This window comes from Paraburkholderia sp. Tr-20389 (assembly GCF_017104565.1).
GTDB lineage: Bacteria > Pseudomonadota > Gammaproteobacteria > Burkholderiales > Burkholderiaceae > Paraburkholderia.
On record NZ_JAAGPD010000025.1, the window covers coordinates 40,078 to 58,650 of the forward strand.

The window sequence follows — 18,573 nt, forward strand, 5'->3', positions numbered from 1 at the left end:
CACGGAGATGCCATGAAGAGTCCGTCGCCAATACTCGACGTGCGGCAGTTCATCGATGAACGGCCATTTTCGCGGTATCAATGGGGCATTCTGGTTGTCTGCTTCCTGCTCGTCGCCATCGATACTTATGACAGCGTGACGATCGGATTCGTCGTCCCCGTGCTCGCGCATGCGTGGAGCTCGAGCAAGGCGGCCTTCGGTACGGTGATGAGCGCCGGGATTCTGGGGCTGGCGACGGGAGCGTTGATCGCCGGGCCGCTGTTCGACCGTACGAGTCCTAAGACGGTGATCGTCGGCGCGATGGTCGTCTACGGGATGTGCAGTATTGGCACCATGTCGGCCGATTCGGTCGCATCGCTCGGTGCATGGCGTTTCTTCACTGGAGTGGGTGTAGGCGCGGCCGCGCCGGGTGCGGCGACGCTGATGTACGAGTATGCGCCCGCCCGCATGAGCGCGTTTCTCGTGAACGCGATCGGTTGCGGCGCTTTGATCGGCGCGTCGATGTGCGGATTGATCGCGGCAGTGGCGGTCCCGGCGTACGGCTGGCAGAGTCTCTTCCTGATCGGCGGCGTGCTGCCGCTCGCGCTGGCGATGGTCATGGTGATCGTTACGCCGCAGCCGTTGCACTTCATGATCCAGCGCGGCTTCCCTCAACCCCGTATCGCCGCGGTGCTGAGGCGCATTGCGCCCGACGTCCAGCTCGATGTCGTCAGATTCGTATTGCAGGAAGCAATACCGCAACGTCAGGCGGGCGTACGCATGGTGTTGTCCCGTCCGTTCAGAATGGGCACCGTGATGCTGTGGAGCGCGTACTTCTTCAGCACCTTTGCCTACTACCTTTTGCTGGGCTGGTTGCCGACGCTTATCCAGGGCACGGGCGCCACCTTGCGGGATTCATCGCTGATCACGGTCTTGCTGACGCTGGGAGGCATCATCGGCACGCTTCTGCTCGGCCGGTTCATGGATCGCTTCGAAAAAAACGCAGTGATCGCAGCAGCCTATGCGTTCGGCGGCGCGGGCGTGTGGCTGATCGGACGGCAGGCGGGCAATCTCGGATGGATTGCGTCGTGGGTCTTCATCGCGGGCATCGGTTTGAGCGGCGCTCTGCTGTCGATGAGTTTTCTCGCAGCAGCGTTCTATCCGGCCGGCGGCCGTTCGACAGGAATCGCCTGGATGCACGGTGTCGGTCGCCTGGGCGGCTTCATGGGCCCGATGGCAGGCGCCGCGATGCTTCGGGCGGACTATAGCTTTCGAACGGTCTTTACCGTGGTGATGGCGTTCGTGCTGTTGTCGGCTGCCGCGCTGATGATCAAACGCGCGGCAGCCAGGCGGGCCACGGCCGGCGAACTGCAAACGGAGTCGGCGTAGCCGCCGTCGTGCGCGTGGAGGCGGGCACGTTCCACCTTTTGAGCATCGGATGTCGTTGAGGATATCGTCATGAAAGACATGCAGGGCAAGGTCGCCATCGTCACGGGCGGCGCGGCCGGAATCGGTCGCGCCACCGCGCTACTGTTCGCAAGAGCCGGCGCGCAGGTCGTCGTCGCGGACTGGAGCGAAGCGGCAGGCCGTGAGGTCGTCGAAGCAATCGAGCGCGAGGGCGGCGAAGCGCTATGGCAGCGCGTCGACGTGAGCCGCGACGAAGACTGTTCGGCCATGGTCGACGCCACGCTGCGCCATTTCGGACGACTCGACATCGCGTTCAACAACGCCGGCGTGTCGGGTCGCATCGCCCGGACCGACGATCAGGGTCTCGACAACTGGCACAAGGTCATCGGGGTCAATCTGACGGGCGTGTTTCAGTGCATGGTTCACGAGTTGCGCGCCATGAAGGCGCACGGCGGCGCGATCATCAATACGGCGTCGGTGGCGGGTGTGAAAGGGGCGCCGTACAGTGCCGCGTACTCCGCCTCCAAGCACGGCGTGATCGGTTTGACGCGTTCCGCGGCGAGGGAGTACGGCAAGTACGGCATCCGCATCAATGCCGTATGCCCAGGCTACATCCAGACCGCGATGGCCGACGAAATCGCCGCCAGTTCGGCGCCCGGCAGTTCGGATGCACTGCTTGCCGCGTCCGCGCTGCGCCGTGCGGCTGAACCAGGCGAGGTCGCCGAACTCGTTTTGTGGCTGAGTTCGGACAAGGCGTCGTTCGTGACGGGCGCACACTACCTCGTCGATGGGGGCTTGATCGCGTAGCGGGCGGCGCCAGACGGGATCGACCCGTCTGGCGCCGAGTGCAGAGTGCGGCGCCGTGAGAATGCGGACGATACGGACGCCAGTTGCTCAGCCTTTCGACGCATTGCCGGCGGCGCCAAAAGCGGTCCATCCGCCGTCGACGGGCAACGTCACGCCCGTCACGTATGACGCCCAGTCCGACGCGAGAAATGCGACTGCCTGAGCGACTTCTGCGGGATAGCCGAGCCGGCCCATGGGCGTCCGGCGTTCGAGCGTCGTGGCGTCGAGCCGGCCGCTTGCTGTCATTGCATCGAGCGGCGGCGTGCGGATGATCGCGGGCGCGACGCCGTTGACGCGAATGCCCTTTTGCGCCCATTCGCACGCCATCGAGCGCGTCAACATCACGACGCCGGCCTTGGATGCCGTATAGGCATTGATGCCGGGGCCGCCGCCGAGTCCATAGATCGACGCGATATTGACGATGGCTCCGCTACCCTGCGCGAGCATCTGCCTGCCCACCGCCTTCGACATCAGCCACGTGCCAGTCAGATTGATGTCGAGCGTACGTTGCCAGGTCGCGAGCGCTTGCTGCACCGTACGTTCGGCAGGTTCGAGCACGCCGGCGTTGTTGACGAGGATATCGATTCCACCCATGCAGGCGACGGCCTCTTCCGCGATGCGCTCGACATCGGTTTCGGACGACACATCGCCCTGCAGCATCTTCAACCCAGGAAAATCGGCGACGACGTTCAGGTCCGATGCGCACACCACCGCACCGGCCTGAACGAAGAACTGCACCACGGCAGCACCGATTCCGCTGGCGCCGCCGGTGACGAGAACCCGCTTGCCGTTGAAGTCGATGCGGCGATTGCCGTCAGGGTTGCTCACCATGTTTGTCTCCCGCAATGGCAGGTCACTTGCCCGTGAAGACCGGCTTACGCTTCTCGAGCAGCGCATTGACTGCTTCGCGGTGATCGTCCGTCTTGCTCGCGAGCCATTCGTACGAGATGCAGGTATCCATGATCGAATGGGCGAGCTGCTTGAGGCCGATATTCACGGAGATCTTGGTCCAGCGGATTGCGTTCGTGGCACCCGCGGCCAGCCGGTCCGCGAACTGATCGACGCGCGCGTCGAGTTCGGCGGCGGGCACGGCGTGGTTGATGAGGCCTAGACGGGCGGCTTCCGTGGCCGTCAGCGGATCGCCCGTCAGCAGAAATTCCTTCGCGCGCGCGTAGCCGATCAGCTGCGGCCAGATCACGGCGCCGCCGTCCCCGGCCACGAGGCCCACGTTCACATGCGGATCGACGATCTTCGCGGTATCGGCGGCGAAGATCACGTCGCAGAACAGCGCGATGCTCGCCCCGAGTCCGACGGCCGGGCCGTTCACCTTGGCGATGATCGGCTTCTCGCAATCGAGTTGCGAAAAGACGATCTGCTTGGCTTCGCGCGCCGTGACGCGGAACACGGCGGGATCGTCGAACGACGCCTTCACTGCCTCCAGATCGCCGCCTGCGGAAAACGCGCGGCCTGCGCCCGTCAGAACGAGGACTTCCGATTCCGGGTCGTTGTCCGCATCGATGAAAACCTGGGCCATTTCCGCATGCAGGCCGGCGTTGAACGCATTCAGCTGTTCGGGGCGGTTGAGGATGATTTCCAGCACGCGGCCGCGTCGCGCGAATTTGATGTGCTGATAGTCGTTGAAATTCATGGTGTCTCCGAGTTGTGATCGAGGCGTTGTGATCGAGCCATTGGAAGGCCATACCTGTTCCCGCCGACGATAACGATCCGGTCTTCGATGCGTCCCCTCTCCCTATGGAAGGGCATGCGCGCGCGATCCGCCGACAGCAAAAAAGGGAGGGGCGGACGTCCCGCGCGCTTTTCTACTATCGATTAACAAGTACGAACCAGGAAGCTTAGCCGGAGAGGAAATCTGTATGTCTGAAAACACGGTACTACTGGAGAAAGTCGGCAAGACGGCTGTCGTCACGCTGAACCGGCCGCAGCGAAGGAATGCGCTCGACTCGACGATCAGGACGGGCATGACCGCCGTCATCGATGCCATTGCGCAAGATTCGTCCGTGCGTTCGGTGGTGTTGACCGGCGCGGGAGGGAATTTCTGCGCGGGTGCGGACCTGGGCGACGGCGAGGGGCAAAGTGAGCGGGGCTTCTTCGTGCGTGACCTGCTGCTCGACCACGACCGCTGGTTCACCGCGTTGAGCGATCTCGAGAAGCCGGTCATTTCCGCCGTCGACGGCTTTGCGACGGGAGCCGGTCTGTCGGTTGCGCTCGCTGCGGACTTCGTCATTGCCAGCGACCGGGCGCGCTTCGTATCCAGCTTCGCACGCGTCGGGTTCATTCCCGATCTGTCGCTGCTGTATGTCCTGCCGCGGCGCGTCGGCCTCGTGCGCGCCAAAGAGATCGCGTTTTCCGCGCGCGAGATTCCCGCCGACGAAGCAGTCGCGCTTGGACTTGCCGAAGTCGTCGTGCCTGCCGCAAGCCTTCGTGACGCGGCGCTCGAATTCGCGCAGCGCTTCGACGACGCGCCCACGCACGTGCTCGGCATGGCCAAACGCATCATGAACCGTACCTTCGAAACCGACCGGCATTCGCTCGTGCAACTCGAGGCCACCTTGCAGGGTCTGTGCGCGGCCAGCCGCTACAACGCCGAGGCAATGCGGCGCTTCTTCGCCAAGGAGCCGGCGCTTTACCCGGGAGCGCAGCGTCCATTCTGACGAGGCCGCGCGAAGACCTGTTCGTATCTACCGCATCAACCATTCAAGGAGAAACACATGACGCAGAAAGTCGTCGTTGCCGGTGTCGGCATGATTCCGTTCCGCAAGCCAGGCCAGAACGAGCCTTATACCGTGATGGGCGCGCAGGCCGTGCGGCTCGCACTTGCGGACGCAGGCGTCGGCTATGAGTCGATCCAGCAGGCCTACGCGAGTTATGTATTCGGCGATTCGACGGGCGGCCAGCGCGTGCTGTACGACGTGGGCATGACGGGTATTCCTGTGATCAACGTCCACAACAATTGCGCGAGCGGTTCGACTGCACTGTTTCTCGCGAATCAGGCTGTTGCCAGCGGCACAGTAGACATCGTGCTCGCTTTTGGCTTCGAACAGATGAACGCTGGCGCGCTGGGCACGATCTTCACCGACCGGCCCGCGCCTCTCGAACTCTTCGAACAGCAGTGCGCCGATGTGGTGCCCGATGGCGTGCCGCCCGCGCTGCGCCTGTTCGGCGCCGCCGGTCAGGAGCACATGAAGCGCTTCGGCACGCCGCTCTCGACGTTCGCGAAGATTCGCGCGAAAGCTAGCCGCCACGCATTCAACAACCCGATGGCGGTTTTCCGCAAGGTCGTCACCGCTGACGAGGTGCTGGCCGACCCGGTGATGTGGCCCGGCGTGATGACCCGGATGATGGCGTGTCCGCCGACTTGCGGCGCGGCGGCGGCCGTGTTGTGCAGCGAGGCCTATGCGAAGAAGCACGGGCTCGATACGAGCGTGTGGATCGCCGGCCAGGCTCTGACCACCGACGGTGCCGAGACCTTCAATTCCGGCGACATGCGCCATCTGGCCGGCTTCGGCATGTCGCGCTCGGCGGCCAACAAGGTGTACGAAATGGCGGGCATCGGCGCCGACGACGTCGACGTGATCGAACTGCACGACTGCTTCGCACAGAACGAGCTGTTGACGTATGAGGCGCTCGGGCTGTGTCCGGAAGGCGGCGCCGAGAAATTCGTCGACGACGGCAACAACACTTACGGCGGCAGGTACGTGGTCAATCCGTCGGGCGGCCTGCTGTCGAAGGGGCATCCGATCGGCGCGACGGGTCTCGCGCAGTGCACGGAACTGGTCCAGCAACTGCGCGGCCGCGCGGAACAGCGCCAGGTCGAGGGCGCGCGCATCGCGCTGCAACACAATGTCGGCATTGGCGGCGCGGCTGTCGTCACGATGTACCGCAAGGACTGACGGGGGCAGGCATGGACTTTCAAGCTGATCCCGGGTTGGAAGTGTTCCGCCAGGAGGTCCGTCAGTTCCTGCGGGACAAGGTTCCGGCGGAACTGAAGGGTTTGGCGCGCTGCACGCGCTCGCCGCGCGACCAGATCCTCAAGTGGCAGAAGCTTCTCAACGCGCACGGCTGGGGCGCGCCCTACTGGCCTACGGAGCACGGCGGCACCGGCTGGTCGGTCGCGCAGATGCTGGTGTTCGACGAGGAATGCACGGTGGCGGGCACCCCGACCCAGGACGGCTTCGTGCAGAAGATGCTCGGGCCGGTGTTGAACGCGTTCGCCACGCCCGAGCAGAAGGCCGAGCACCTGCCTGCCGCGCTCGAAGGCGAGCGCCTGTGGTGCCAGGGGTTCTCCGAGCCGGGGTCCGGTTCCGATCTGGCATCGTTGCGCACTCGTGCCGTGCGCGACGGCGATCACTACGTGGTGAACGGGCAGAAGATCTGGACGAGCTATGCGCATCACGCGGACTGGATCTTTCTGCTGGTGCGCACGGACGCCAGCGGCAAGAAGCAGGCGGGCATCAGCTTCCTGCTTGTCGACATGCGCACGCCGGGCATCACCGTACGGCCGATCCGCAGTATCGACGACGCTCACCATCTGAACGAGACGTTCTTCGACAACGTGCGCGTGCCGGTCAAGAACCTGATCGGCGAAGAGGGAGCGGGATGGAGCGTCACGAAGTTCTTGCTGAACAACGAACATGCGACGACGGCTGACCTGCCCGACATCAGGCGTTACATGCGCGAGCTGATGCGCATCGCAACGACGTTGCCGGTGGGTGCCGGACGTCTGATCGATTGCCCCGAGTTCGCGCTGAAGCTGGCGCGCCTCGACGCCGAGCATGAAGCGATTGGCATGCTGGTGCAGCGCGTCGCCGAACTGGATATACGGCACGACCCCGCGTCGCATGTGCTGGGTTCGATACTCAAGCTCCGTGCCACGGAGTTGCAGCAACGCATCACCGAGGCTCAGGTCGAGGCGCTGGGCGACTACGGCGCGGTGGCGTACGCGCATCCGCACGATCCGGCACCGGCGCAGCCATATCCGCTGCAGGACCTTGCGCGCGGCATCACGAACGATATGTTTCTGCGCCGCGCTTCGACGATCTATGGCGGAACCAGCGAAGTCCAGCGCGGGATCATCGCGAAGCTGCTGTTCCGGCTCTAGTTCGGCACGCCTATCAGGAGAGAGACAAAACATGGCTTCAAACGGAAGCGGCCCGCTGCAAGGGCTGCGCATTCTGGAAATCGCCGGCCTCGGTCCGGCGCCGATCGCAGGCATGACGCTGGCGGACCTCGGCGCCGACGTGGTGCTCGTCGACCGCATGGCGCCCGGCGCGGAAGATCTCGATATCGGCAAGCACGCCATTCAGAATCGCGGCAAGCGTTCGATCGCAGTCGATCTGAAGACGAAAGAAGGTGTCGATACCGTGCTCGAACTCGTCGCGCATTGCGACGCGTTGATCGAAGGCATGCGCCCGGGTGTGATGGAGCGTCTCGGCCTTGGTCCCGACGTGTGTCTCGCACGCAATCCTAAGCTCGTTTATGGCCGCATGACGGGCTGGGGGCAGGACGGTCCGCTCGCGCACGCTGCCGGTCACGATCTGAACTATGTCGCGCTGTCGGGCGCGCTGTGGTGGTCCGGTCAGCCTGGCGAAGCCCCGATGCCGCCGCCGAGCCTCGTCGGTGACATTGGCGGCGGCGCGATGTATCTGCTGGTGGGCCTGCTCGCCGGCATCATGAATGCGCGTGCGACGGGCAAAGGCCAGGTGATCGATGCCGCGATCGTCGACGGCAGCGCTCACATGATGAATCTGCTGCTGGGCCTCAAATCGGCCGGTCAGTTCGTCAACGAGCGCGGGCACAGCCTGCTCGATGGGCCGCATTGGTATCGCACCTATCGCTGCGCCGACGGCAATTTCGTGTCGATCGCGTCGGCGGAGCCGCGCTTCAACAAGTTGCTGATGGAAAAAATCGGACTCGCCGGCGACCCCGCATACGCGGGCGCCTACGACGTCAGGCAGTGGCCGCAACTGCACGAGCGTTTCGTCGAAGTGTTCGCCACGAAGACGCGCGACGAATGGTGCGCGCTGCTCGAAGGTACGGATGCGTGCTTCGCGCCCGTGCTGAATCCGGACGAGGCCGCGGCGCATCCGCACATGGTGGCGCGCGGTGTGTACAGCATGATCGACGGCGTGCTGCAGGCCAATCCCGCGCCGCGCTTCTCGGGTACGCCGCTCGGACGGCCCGGCGCGGTACCGGCGCGCGGCCAGGACACGGAGTCCGTGCTGAGCGGCTGGTGCAACGCGGGATCGAACGCGGCCGCCAGCAAGCCGGCGACCGTCAGCTAAGGAGACAAGACATGAATGACAGCAAAGTGCTGTTCGAGAAGGATGGCAAGACAGCCGTCATCACGCTGAACCGTCCGCACAGAAGAAATGCACTCGATGACGAATCCAAGCAACTGCTCGCCGCCGCGATCAGAACGGCGCGGGAAGACGCTTCGATCGCCTCCGTGGTGTTGACGGGCGCGGGCGGTCACTTCTGCTCGGGCGCGGACCTCGGCGGTGACGGGAAAGAAGGCGAGATGCCGTTCCTCGTGCGCGACGCGCTGCTCGGTGCCCATCGCTGGCATGCCGAGCTGATGGATCTGGAGAAGCCGGTGATCTCGGCGATCGATGGCTTCGCGGTCGGCGCGGGGCTGTCGCTCGCGCTGGCGGCGGACTTCATCATCGCCAGCGACCGGGCGCGGCTGGTGTCCAACTTTCCGCGCATCGGTTTTGCCCCCGACCTCGGGCTGATGTATATCCTGCCGCGCCTCGTCGGGCTCGTACGCGCCAAGGAGATCGTCTTCTCCGCGCGCGACGTTCTGGCGGATGAGGCGCTGTCGATCGGTCTCGTGCAGGCCGTGGCGCCAGCCGAGCGCTTGCGGCAGACCGCGATCGACTATGCCCGCCGTTTCGACGATGCGCCGACGCACGTGCTCGGCATGGCCAAGGGCATCATGAATCGCGCGTTCGAGACCGACCGGCACGCGATGACGCAACTGGAAACGGCAGTGCAGGGAATCTGCGCGGCCAGCAGCTACAACGCTGAGGCAGTGCGGCGCTTTTTCGCAAAAGAGCCGCCGATGTATGCGGGCGTGGAACGCCTGTTCTGAAGGGCATCGCACGGTCCGCATGCCGACGCTCCGGCCGTCCACAAGGGGAGGTGAGGAGGGGGAGCGGCCGGCGTAACGTGGCGTCAGCCTGACGGGCGCGCTCGAATCAGTGAGCGCACAAGAGTCCGTCTCTTCAGGGAATTCAACAACCGTCGTGCGTGGCTCACGACCACGCACGTCTTTCATCATCCAGTACTTCAGGGCAATATCATGACGATTCGATTTGACGGCCGGGTGGCCATTGTGACGGGCGCTGGCAACGGCCTGGGCCGCGTACACGCGCTCGAGCTGGCGAAGCTCGGTGCGAAAGTGGTGATCAACGACTTCGGCGGTGCGCGTGACGGCAAGGGCGGTGCGTCGTCGGACGCGGCGTTGGCCGTGGTCGAAGAGATTCGCAAGGCCGGTGGCCAGGCCATTGCCAATGGCGCCAACGTCGCGGATTTCGAGCAGGTCACGGCGATGGTCGAGCAGACCAAGGCCGAGTTCGGCCGCATCGACATCCTGATCAACAACGCCGGCATCCTGCGCGACAAGACTTTCGCCAAGATGGAAATGGCGGATTTCCGCGCCGTCGTCGACGTGCATCTGATGGGCTCGGCCTATTGCACGAAAGCGGTATGGGAAACCATGCGCGAACAGAACTATGGTCGTATCCTGATGACGACGTCGGCGGCCGGGCTGTTCGGCAACTTCGGTCAGGCGAACTACGGCGCGGCCAAGATGGCCGTGGTCGGTCTGATGAACATGCTGGGCATCGAAGGCAAAAAGAACGACATCCGCATCAACACGCTGGCGCCGATGGCGGCAACTCGCATGACGGAAGACATCCTGCCGGAAGCCATTCTCAAGGCGACGGGCCCGGAGCAGGTGACGCCGGGCGCGCTCTTCCTCGTGAGCGAAAATGCGCCGAACAAGGTGGTCCTCGGTGCAAGCGGCGGCGTATTCTCGGCCATTCGTCTCGTCGAAACGGCACCGGTGTACATTTCGAGCAAGGATCTGTCGGCGGACGCGGTGCAGAAGCAGTTCGAACGCATCACCGACTGGAGCACGTCCGTTCATCGCGACGACGCCAACCAGCAGGTTCATGCCTTCGTGACCACCATGCAAGGCGCCCACGCATAAGCGCGGCGCCCGGTCGCCGCTGAGGACGCGACGGGAGCATGGCATTGAGGCGGCATTGAAGCATCGAACACCGGGGCATGCGTCGGAGGAGTCGCCGCGACCAGCCGCCTCGTCCCCGGTGCGAGACTTAAAAGAGTCTGCCAGTCGGCGATATACCGTGATGCCCGCAAGCGGGCCGACCGGCAGGCATGACTCCAGGAGACAAAGATGAAGACCAACTTCGCTCGCCTGTTTGCGAATCTCGTGAGGCGATTCGGGGACAAGGAGAGCCTGGTCAATATCGAGCGCAATCGCCGGTACACATACCGCGAATTCCATGCGTTGACCAATCGCATCGTGAACATGATGCGCGAGCGGCTGCAGCTTCGACGCGGCGATATCTATCTTTGCCTGCTCGAGAACGACAACATGTCGTTGCTCCATTTCTGGACCGCGCTCAAGGGCGAGGCCGCGGCGGCGTATACGAATTTCCGCGACTCTTTCGACGAACATTGCCGACAGGCCGAATATATCCGGCCGAAAGTCGTGTTCATCGAAACCGCACTCGTCGATCGCTACTACGACATGCTGCATGCGCTGGGTGCGACAGTCGTTTGCATGGACGACGCGCCAGTGAAGCGCGACGGCTTGCTCAATTTCTGGGAGTTGCTCGAAGGCGTGCCGGACCATGATCCGGGCATCGAAAGCGATACGCAAAAGGACATCCTCGTCTATCGCTTCACGGGCGGCACCACCGGCGCAGGCAAGTGCGCCCAGTATTCGATGGATAACTGGCTGGCCTGCCGCGACACGATGTTCATGGAGCCGGACCAGTTCCAGCTTCCCGACACGCGCATGCTGCACATGGCGCCGATCAGCCACGGCTCCGGCTTCGGGGTGCTGGCCACATTGTTCCGCGGCGGCTGCACCGTCACGCAGAATCTGCCCGACCTGGCGCTGATGTGCAAAAACATCGAAGCCGAGCGGATCACGATGACCTTGCTCCTGCCGACGCTGATCTATCGTCTGCTCGAAATGCCGGAAGCCTCCCATCACGATCTGTCGACGCTGCGCACGATCGCCTACGGCGGCGCACCGATGAGCCCCGCGAAGCTGCGACTGGCGCAGGAGCGTTTCGGCAATATCTTCGTGCAGTTTTATGGCGCAACGGAAAGCCTGCAATCGGTCGGCATCCTCGGCAAGGCCGATCATCTGACGGCGACCGAAAAGCAGCTCGGCTCTGCGGGGCGCATTCAGTCCGGTGTCGAGATCATGATCGTCGATCGCGAAGGGAAAGAAGTGGTGCCTGGCGAGGTCGGCGAAATCTGGGCGCGCAGCCGCGGCGTCATTTCGGGTTACTACTTGAATCCCGAGGCGACGGCGGCCGAGTTCGAAAACGGCTTCTGGAAATCGGGCGATCTGGGCTACATCGATGACGAGGGTTTCATCTATCTGGTCGATCGCAGAAAGGACATGATCATCACGGGCGGCTTCAACGTCTATGCGGTCGAAGTGGAAGCGGCGCTCAACGCGCATCCGGCCGTATCGATGTCGGCGGCGGTCGGCGTTCCGAGCGAGGAGTGGGGCGAGGCCGTGCACGCCGAAGTGAAGCTCAAGGAAGGCGAGTACGTCAGCGAGGAAGCGCTGATCGAGTTCGTCAAGGGAAAGCTCGGACGCTTCAAAGGGCCGAAGACCGTGACGTTCGTCGACGCGTTGCCGATCAGCGCCGTCGGCAAGGTGTTGCGCCGTCAGGTGCGCGACAAGTACTGGCAAGACAAAGATCGCCACATTTCGTGAGCGCTGCCTGGCAGCAGGGACGTCTGCGTACCCTGGATGAGGAAATGAAATGACAGACCGATACGATTCCCGTGGCGCATGGCGTACCGCGGCACTGCTGCTCGTGTTCATGATGGCCAACTTCTTCGACAAGATCGTCGTCGGACTGCTGGCCGTGCCCATCATGAACGAACTCAAGCTTACGCCCGCGCAGTTCGGCGTGATCGGCAGCAGCTTTTTCTGGCTGTTCGCCGTCGGCGGTATTGCCGGGGGCTTCATCGCGAATCGGGTCGCCACGCGATGGCTGTTATTGGTAATGGCCGTCGCTTGGTCGCTCTGTCAGATTCCGCTGATCCTGTCGTCATCCCTGGCGATGTTCGTCGTGGCGCGCGTGGCGCTGGGACTGACGGAAGGGCCGGCGTATCCGACCGCGGTTCATGCCGTGTACAAATGGTTTCCGCCCAACAAACGCATCTTGCCCGTCGCGCTGTTCGGCACGGGCGCTGGTCTGGGCTTGCTGGTCGCGGGCATGCTCGTCCCGCTCGTGACGCAGCGCTGGGGCTGGCGCACGAACTTCGTCGTCCTGTGTGCGTTCACGCTGCTGTGGGCTGTGGCGTGGCTCGCGTTCGGCAGGGAAGGAAAGCTCGACGATACGCCGTCGCAGGCAATGGCGCGTCGTCCGATTCCATACGGCCGTCTGCTAGGCGACCCTTCCGTGTTCGCCGCGATTTCGATGCAATTCGTCTCGTACTGGGGGATTGCTATGGCCTTTACCTGGCTGCCAGCCTACTTCCAGAAAGGACTTGGCTGCGATGCCGTGACGTCGGGCCGTCTCTATGCGGTGACGATCGCGGCGCAGATACCGCTGGCACTCGCCACTGCGTTTCTCGTGCAAAAGCTGCTTGCACGCGGGACGTCGTCACGGATCGCACGCGGCTGGTTTACCGCCGGATGTCAGGTGCTGGCGGGTGTGATGTTCATCTGCCTCATGATTCCGGATCTCTCGCTCGTTACGCGCGAAATCATGATAACCATCGGTTCGGCGCTGGGTGCGATCAGCTATGCAATCTGTCCGGCGATTCTCGGCGAGATCGCGCCGCCCTCGCAACGTAGTGCGGTGCTCGCACTGAGCACCTCGATCGCTTCGATCGCGGGCATCGTTTCGCCGTTCCTGACGGGACGGCTCATTCAGGCCAACGTCGGCGCGCATGGTTACGAACTGGGTTTCTTCATGGGAGGGGCGATGCTGATCGTCGGTAGCGTGATCGGCGCGACCTTTGTGAATCCTGAGCGTTCGATACGTCGCCAGGCGGCTGTGACTGCTGCATTGGACTGACGTCTGCTGGAAAGCGGCTTGCGGCATCGCCGCGGCCGCTGTGCTTCTGATGAGTGCTTCCTCTGTCATCAACGTTCGTTGGCGTTGACCTTTGGACACCTTATGATTCGGCGAATCCGTTCGCAAGAGCGATCACCCGCTCGTCCAGATAAGCTCTCGATAACAGCAGGTACGCCCCCCCGTCTGGCCTGCTTCGGAACAACTCGCTTCTTCCGTTACGTTCATGGCCAATCCCCGTGTATCGCTGCGCGGGATTGACTCACGCCCTGCTTCCACATCCAGCCTGTCGCCCACGGGCGCGTACGCGCGTCGAATCGATACGTGCACTGCGGCGCTGCCTTGCATGATCGCGAGGCCGTTCTCCGCTCATGACCGCACTACAGTCCGTTCCCCCTCCCCCTCCCCTTTATGCAGGGGAGGAAACAAATCGCGGCGTGTACCTTGGACTCGGCTTCGCGATGTCTTCGGGACTGGCAGCTCGGTGGTCAATAAGCGGCTTGTTATCCGGTTGGCGCACGTGGTCGATTCAGTAGAAGCGCGGTGGCTGAATCCAGGGGAGGCGACGGTCTGCGCACCCAACCCGTCTTCGGACGCGGTGAGGTTTGTCTCAGGCCAAGATCGCACACCGGCAGCCTGCTTGACGCTCTGGCTCAACAGAGTGCGGCGATGAAAAAAACAGGAGACAAGGAGATGTTCCGTAACAACCCGAAAGGCCGAGGCGCTTCCCGCCTGCCACGCCTGACGTTACTGGCGAGCCTGCTCGCTGGCGTAGTACCGCTTCATGCCTATGCGTTCAAGTTCACGACGGGGCCCGATTGGGACGTCAATTGGGATAACACCCTTAGCTATAACCTGGGCATGCGGACCCAGGGTATCAATCCGCTGATCGGGAATAGCCCGGTGCTCGACGAGGGCGACTACAAGTTCCGTCACGCGGGCGACATCGTCACCAACCGCGTCTCCATCCTTTCCGAATTCACGGCCGCGTATCAGGGCTTTGTGGGTGTGCGCGTGTCAGGCTCCGCGTGGAAGGACTTTGCATACGGCAGCGGTGACGTGACGAATCCCGCCAACCCGAAGATCTATACCCCGTCGTATCCGAACGGCGTCTACACTCCTTTCACGAACCGCTACTATATACAGGGCGCCCAGCTGCTCGACGCCTTCGGGTTCTACAACACGCAGGTCGCGGGCCACGCCGTCTATTTCAAGCTGGGTCAGTTCACCGAGTATTGGGGTAACTCGCTGCTCTCGCCGAGCCAGGGCATTTCGTTCGCCCAAGGTGCGAGCGACGTCATCAAGGCCTTCAACTCGCCGGGTACGACCACGAAGGAATTGCTGCTGCCGCGGCCGCAGGTAAGCCTGACGGCTCAGGTGCTGCCGGATGTGTCGGTGTCAGGCATCTACTACCTCGGCTGGACATACAACCGCTTGCCGACGGGCGGCACGTATCTCGAGTCGGCGGACTTTATCGCGCAAGGGCCGTCCATCGGTCCGGGCGGGCTGCGTCAAGGCCCAGCCGGAACGCCGCCGAACATCGACAACAACTTCGGGGTGAAGGTCGGCTGGACGCCGCACTTCATGGAAGGCAGCATGGGATTCTATTTCCGCCGTCTCGACGAGACCCAGCCCTGGGTCCTCTCGAATCCCAAACAAGGTCAGTACTTCCTGGGATACAACCGCGGCACGGACCTCGTGGGCTACAGCCTCGATACCACGCTGGGCAACGTGAGCGTCGGCTTCGAAGCGTCGTATCGTCATAACACCGCGCTCAACACCACAGTGCTGGCGCCGTCGAAGGAAGGCGCCACCGGCAACATCATGAACATCGTGACGAACGCGATCGTGCCGCTTTCGCGTACGCCGTTCTGGGATACGGGTTCGGTCACCGCCGAAATCGGCTATACGCACCTGCTTTCCGTCACGCAGAACCCGTCGATCTTCAACGGCATCGGTTCGGGTTACGCGTGCGGAGCCAACGGCAACAAGTGGAACGGATGTTCGACGCGCGACTACGTCGGCTTCGGCTTCCTCTTCTCGCCGCAATGGCTGCAGGTGTTCCCGGGCGTGGACATCTCCATGCCGAGTTCGATCACGGGCGGCATCTATGGCGTCAACCCGATCAATCCGGGTTCCGCCGGCGGCGCGCAGGGCGTCTTCAACTTCTCGATCGGCCTTCAGGCCTTGATCCGCCAGCGGGCGACTGTGACGCTCGCCTACAACGGGTATCACGCGAAGCCCAATGGGACGGGGGTGCTTCCGGGCGGCTTGCAGTACTACAACGCCGGATCCGGCGTGTACGGCCTCAACGACCGTCCCTGGGTTTCGCTGACTGTGCAATCGTCGTTTTGACGTGCGTTAGAAGCAATATGGAGATATACATGAAGACCTTGATTCACGTCGCCGTAGCCGGGACATTGGCGCTCTTCGGCGCTGGTGCAATGGCAGCCGTCTCGGCTGACGAAACGAAGCAGCTCGGTACGAGCCTGACCGAATTCGGCGCGGAAAAGGCCGCCAGTGCAGACGGCGCCATCCCCGCTTACTCGGGCGGCATGTCGACCCCGCCGTCGGACTATGTCGCGAACAGCGGCAAGTGGCCGGACCCGTACAAAGCTGAGAAGCCGCTGTTCAAGGTGACGGCTGCGAACATGGGCCAATACGCGGAGCAGCTGACGCCGGGCACGCAGGCGTTGCTGAAGCGTTTCCCCGAATATCGTCTCGACGTCTATCCGACGCACCGGTCGGTGTTCTATCCGCAATGGGTGCTCGACAACACGCTGAAAAACGCGACCAGCGCGAAGCTCGTCGGCAAGATCGAGGGCGACGGCGTGGCGGGCGCGTTCGGCGGGCTGCCGTTCCCCGTGCCGAAGAACGGCTATGAAGTGGTGTGGAATGCGCTCCTGAACTATCGGCGGGCGGAATTCTCGGTCACGAACATGGCCGGCCATCTCGTCGATTCCTCGGGTGGGCGTACGGCGCTTCCCATTCTGAACGCCATCGAATATCGGCCGTACTACGACCCGAAGTACAAGGACAACCTGAAGGGCGCCTATGACCGCGCCTGGATCCAGATCCAGACGCCGCCGACGCTCGCCGGCCAGACCGCGCTGGTGGATTACTCGATCAACTACACCGATACCGATCAGGTGAGCTGGGCGTATTTCCCGTCGCAGCGACGCACCCGCATGGCGCCGGACTACAAGTACGACACGCCGGCGGCGAGTTATGGCGGCGTGCTGTTCTGGGACGAAGGCAACATGTTCCAGGGACGCATGGATCGCTTCGACTTCAAGCTGATCGGCAAGAAGGAGATGATCGTTCCGTACGACAACTATCGTCTGTCGCAGCTTCCGGTGGACGACGTGTTCGGTCCGAAGCACATCAAACCTGACGCAGTGCGTTTCGAACGCCATCGCGTCTGGGTGGTCGAGGCCACGTTGAAGGCCGATGCGCGCCATGCGTACTCGAAGCGCACGCTGTACATCGACGAGGACAGCTGGAACATCGTCGAGGCGGACGGCTATGGGCACGACGGCAAGCTCTGGCGCGTCGGCCTCAACTATCTGTTCCCGCTTTACGACGGAGGCGGCGTGTTCTCCTTCACGTATGGCTTCTACGACCTCGAGAAGGGCAACTACTTCCTGACGTACACCACGGGTGAAAACGGCTCGCCGCTGCTGCGCGTGTCGGATCACCTGACGAAGCCCAATCTGTTCACGCCTGCGGGCATGTCCGGAACCGGCTTGCGCTAGGCACGCAGTCCTTCACACCACGATCGGGGCGTCTGTCGTCGCGGTACCTCGCCCGCGCGCGGCGGAGCGCCCCGTTTGCACTGCTGGATCGAGGTTTGAACATGCATCGAAACAAAAACTATCGGAGACACGTGCGCGCCGGTCTGGCATCGCTCGCGTTCATCGCGGCGGGACTGGCCGCGCACGCGCAGGCACAGGGCAGTCAGACGGAACCAAGTGCAAGCGCCGCGAGCCGCGCATCGACGGATCCTTTCGTCGATCCGCTCGACTCGCCCGCCGTCATGCAGCCGCAGGTTGCCGGCCGGCCCGTCATGGCGATAGCGCGGGCAGGCACGCGTATCGTGGCGGTCGGCATGCGCGGGCTGATCGCCATCTCCGACGACGAGGGCAGGACGTGGGGGCAGGTCGGTTCGCCCGTGCGCAGCGATCTGCTTGCGCTCAGCTTCCCGACGGCACTCGACGGTTGGGTCGTCGGTCACGACGGCGTGATCCTGCACACGGCCGATGGCGGCCGATCATGGACGCGTCAGTTCGATGGCCGCATGGCCGCCACGACACTCGTGGCGTACTACAAGCAGAAGGTTGCCGACGGCGACGCGGCATTGCAGCCGTTTCTGGATCAGGTGACGCTCAACTACAACCATGGCCCGTCGCTGCCGCTCCTGAGCGTCTCGTTCCGCGATGCGCAGCATGGCATGGCGGTGGGTCCGTTCGGCATGGCTATCGCGACGGAAGACGGCGGCAAGTCATGGCGGCCCGTTCTCGATCGCATCGACAATCCGCAGTTCCTGCATCTGAACGCAGTCCTGGGTCAAGGCGCCGATCTTTATCTGGCGGCGGAGAAGGGCACGGTTTTCCGGCTCGACGCCGCGAGCGGAAGATTTCAGGCCGTCAACACCGGCTATGCAGGCAGCTTCTTCGGCATGGCGGGCGACGAACATGCGTTGTACGCGTTCGGCCTGCGCGGCACGATCTACGGGAGCTCCGATCGCGGCGCGACGTGGTCGCCGATATCCAGTCCCCTGCACGGATCCGTCACGAGTGCGATGCCGCTCGCATCGGGCCATGAAGTCGTCTTCGTCACGGCTGCTGGCGAAGCGGCGCTCTACGACGAACGCACGCGCGCCTTCAGACTGGTGACGCTCAAACATTCGTCGGTACTCACCGGCGTTCTCCCTTTGAATCACGGCGAGCTTGCGATCACCTCGCTGAACGGCCCGGCCGTCGTGTCTACCCGCTAAAGACCGCTGAATACGTATAGAGAG

Annotated in this window: 15 protein-coding genes; 13 read left to right on the forward strand and 2 right to left on the reverse strand. The window is 63.3% G+C overall.

Going from position 1 to position 18,573, the window contains the following annotated elements; genetic code table 11:
* Positions 1-12 precede the first annotated feature (12 nt).
* A complete protein-coding gene (locus tag G3N95_RS21995) occupies positions 13-1,368 on the forward strand; it encodes an MFS transporter (protein WP_205972178.1) in 1,356 nt (451 codons plus the stop codon).
* A gap of 69 nt (positions 1,369-1,437) precedes the next feature.
* Positions 1,438-2,193 (forward strand): glucose 1-dehydrogenase, encoded by a 756-nt coding sequence (locus tag G3N95_RS22000; protein ID WP_205972179.1) that lies wholly within the window; start codon positions 1,438-1,440, stop codon positions 2,191-2,193.
* A gap of 87 nt (positions 2,194-2,280) precedes the next feature.
* Here the strand turns inward: G3N95_RS22000 and G3N95_RS22005 are convergent, their stop codons facing one another.
* Both G3N95_RS22005 and G3N95_RS22010 read right to left on the reverse strand, forming a co-directional pair.
* Positions 2,281-3,063 carry an SDR family oxidoreductase gene (locus G3N95_RS22005; RefSeq protein WP_205972180.1) on the reverse strand — a complete coding sequence of 261 codons (783 nt, stop codon included), beginning with the start codon at positions 3,061-3,063 and terminating at the stop codon, positions 2,281-2,283.
* A gap of 22 nt (positions 3,064-3,085) precedes the next feature.
* The gene (locus G3N95_RS22010) at positions 3,086-3,880 is read right to left on the reverse strand and encodes an enoyl-CoA hydratase-related protein (RefSeq protein ID WP_205972181.1); all 795 of its coding nucleotides are present in this window, start codon (positions 3,878-3,880) and stop codon (positions 3,086-3,088) included.
* Positions 3,881-4,106: 226 nt separating this feature from the next.
* Between G3N95_RS22010 and G3N95_RS22015 the strand changes: the two genes are divergently transcribed.
* From G3N95_RS22015 to G3N95_RS22065, 11 genes are all read left to right on the forward strand, one after another.
* Positions 4,107-4,904, forward strand: a complete 798-nt coding sequence (locus tag G3N95_RS22015) for an enoyl-CoA hydratase/isomerase family protein (RefSeq protein ID WP_205972182.1) — start codon at positions 4,107-4,109, stop codon at positions 4,902-4,904.
* Positions 4,905-4,961: 57 nt separating this feature from the next.
* Positions 4,962-6,143, forward strand: a complete 1,182-nt coding sequence (locus tag G3N95_RS22020; RefSeq protein ID WP_205972183.1) for a lipid-transfer protein — start codon at positions 4,962-4,964, stop codon at positions 6,141-6,143.
* Between the two features lie 11 nt (positions 6,144-6,154).
* On the forward strand, positions 6,155-7,351 hold the full coding sequence (locus G3N95_RS22025) for an acyl-CoA dehydrogenase family protein (protein WP_205972184.1): 1,197 nt from the start codon (positions 6,155-6,157) through the stop codon (positions 7,349-7,351).
* A gap of 31 nt (positions 7,352-7,382) precedes the next feature.
* Positions 7,383-8,534 carry a CaiB/BaiF CoA-transferase family protein gene (locus G3N95_RS22030; RefSeq protein ID WP_205972185.1) on the forward strand — a complete coding sequence of 384 codons (1,152 nt, stop codon included), beginning with the start codon at positions 7,383-7,385 and terminating at the stop codon, positions 8,532-8,534.
* Positions 8,535-8,545: 11 nt separating this feature from the next.
* Positions 8,546-9,343, forward strand: coding sequence for an enoyl-CoA hydratase/isomerase family protein (locus G3N95_RS22035; RefSeq protein WP_205972186.1), 798 nt, complete (start codon positions 8,546-8,548; stop codon positions 9,341-9,343).
* Between the two features lie 210 nt (positions 9,344-9,553).
* Positions 9,554-10,465, forward strand: a complete 912-nt coding sequence (locus G3N95_RS22040) for an SDR family NAD(P)-dependent oxidoreductase (RefSeq protein ID WP_205972187.1) — start codon at positions 9,554-9,556, stop codon at positions 10,463-10,465.
* A 207-nt stretch (positions 10,466-10,672) separates the two neighbouring features.
* The gene (locus G3N95_RS22045; protein ID WP_205972188.1) at positions 10,673-12,241 is read left to right on the forward strand and encodes an AMP-binding protein; all 1,569 of its coding nucleotides are present in this window, start codon (positions 10,673-10,675) and stop codon (positions 12,239-12,241) included.
* A 49-nt stretch (positions 12,242-12,290) separates the two neighbouring features.
* Positions 12,291-13,556 (forward strand): MFS transporter, encoded by a 1,266-nt coding sequence (locus G3N95_RS22050; protein ID WP_205972189.1) that lies wholly within the window; start codon positions 12,291-12,293, stop codon positions 13,554-13,556.
* Between the two features lie 666 nt (positions 13,557-14,222).
* Entirely contained in the window at positions 14,223-15,908 is a 1,686-nt protein-coding gene (locus G3N95_RS22055; RefSeq protein WP_205972190.1) for a DUF1302 family protein, read from the forward strand.
* Between the two features lie 29 nt (positions 15,909-15,937).
* Complete coding sequence (locus G3N95_RS22060) at positions 15,938-17,308, forward strand: DUF1329 domain-containing protein (RefSeq protein WP_205972191.1); 1,371 nt, start codon at positions 15,938-15,940, stop codon at positions 17,306-17,308.
* Positions 17,309-17,409: 101 nt separating this feature from the next.
* Positions 17,410-18,549, forward strand: a complete 1,140-nt coding sequence (locus tag G3N95_RS22065) for a YCF48-related protein (protein WP_205972192.1) — start codon at positions 17,410-17,412, stop codon at positions 18,547-18,549.
* Positions 18,550-18,573: the final 24 nt, after the last annotated feature.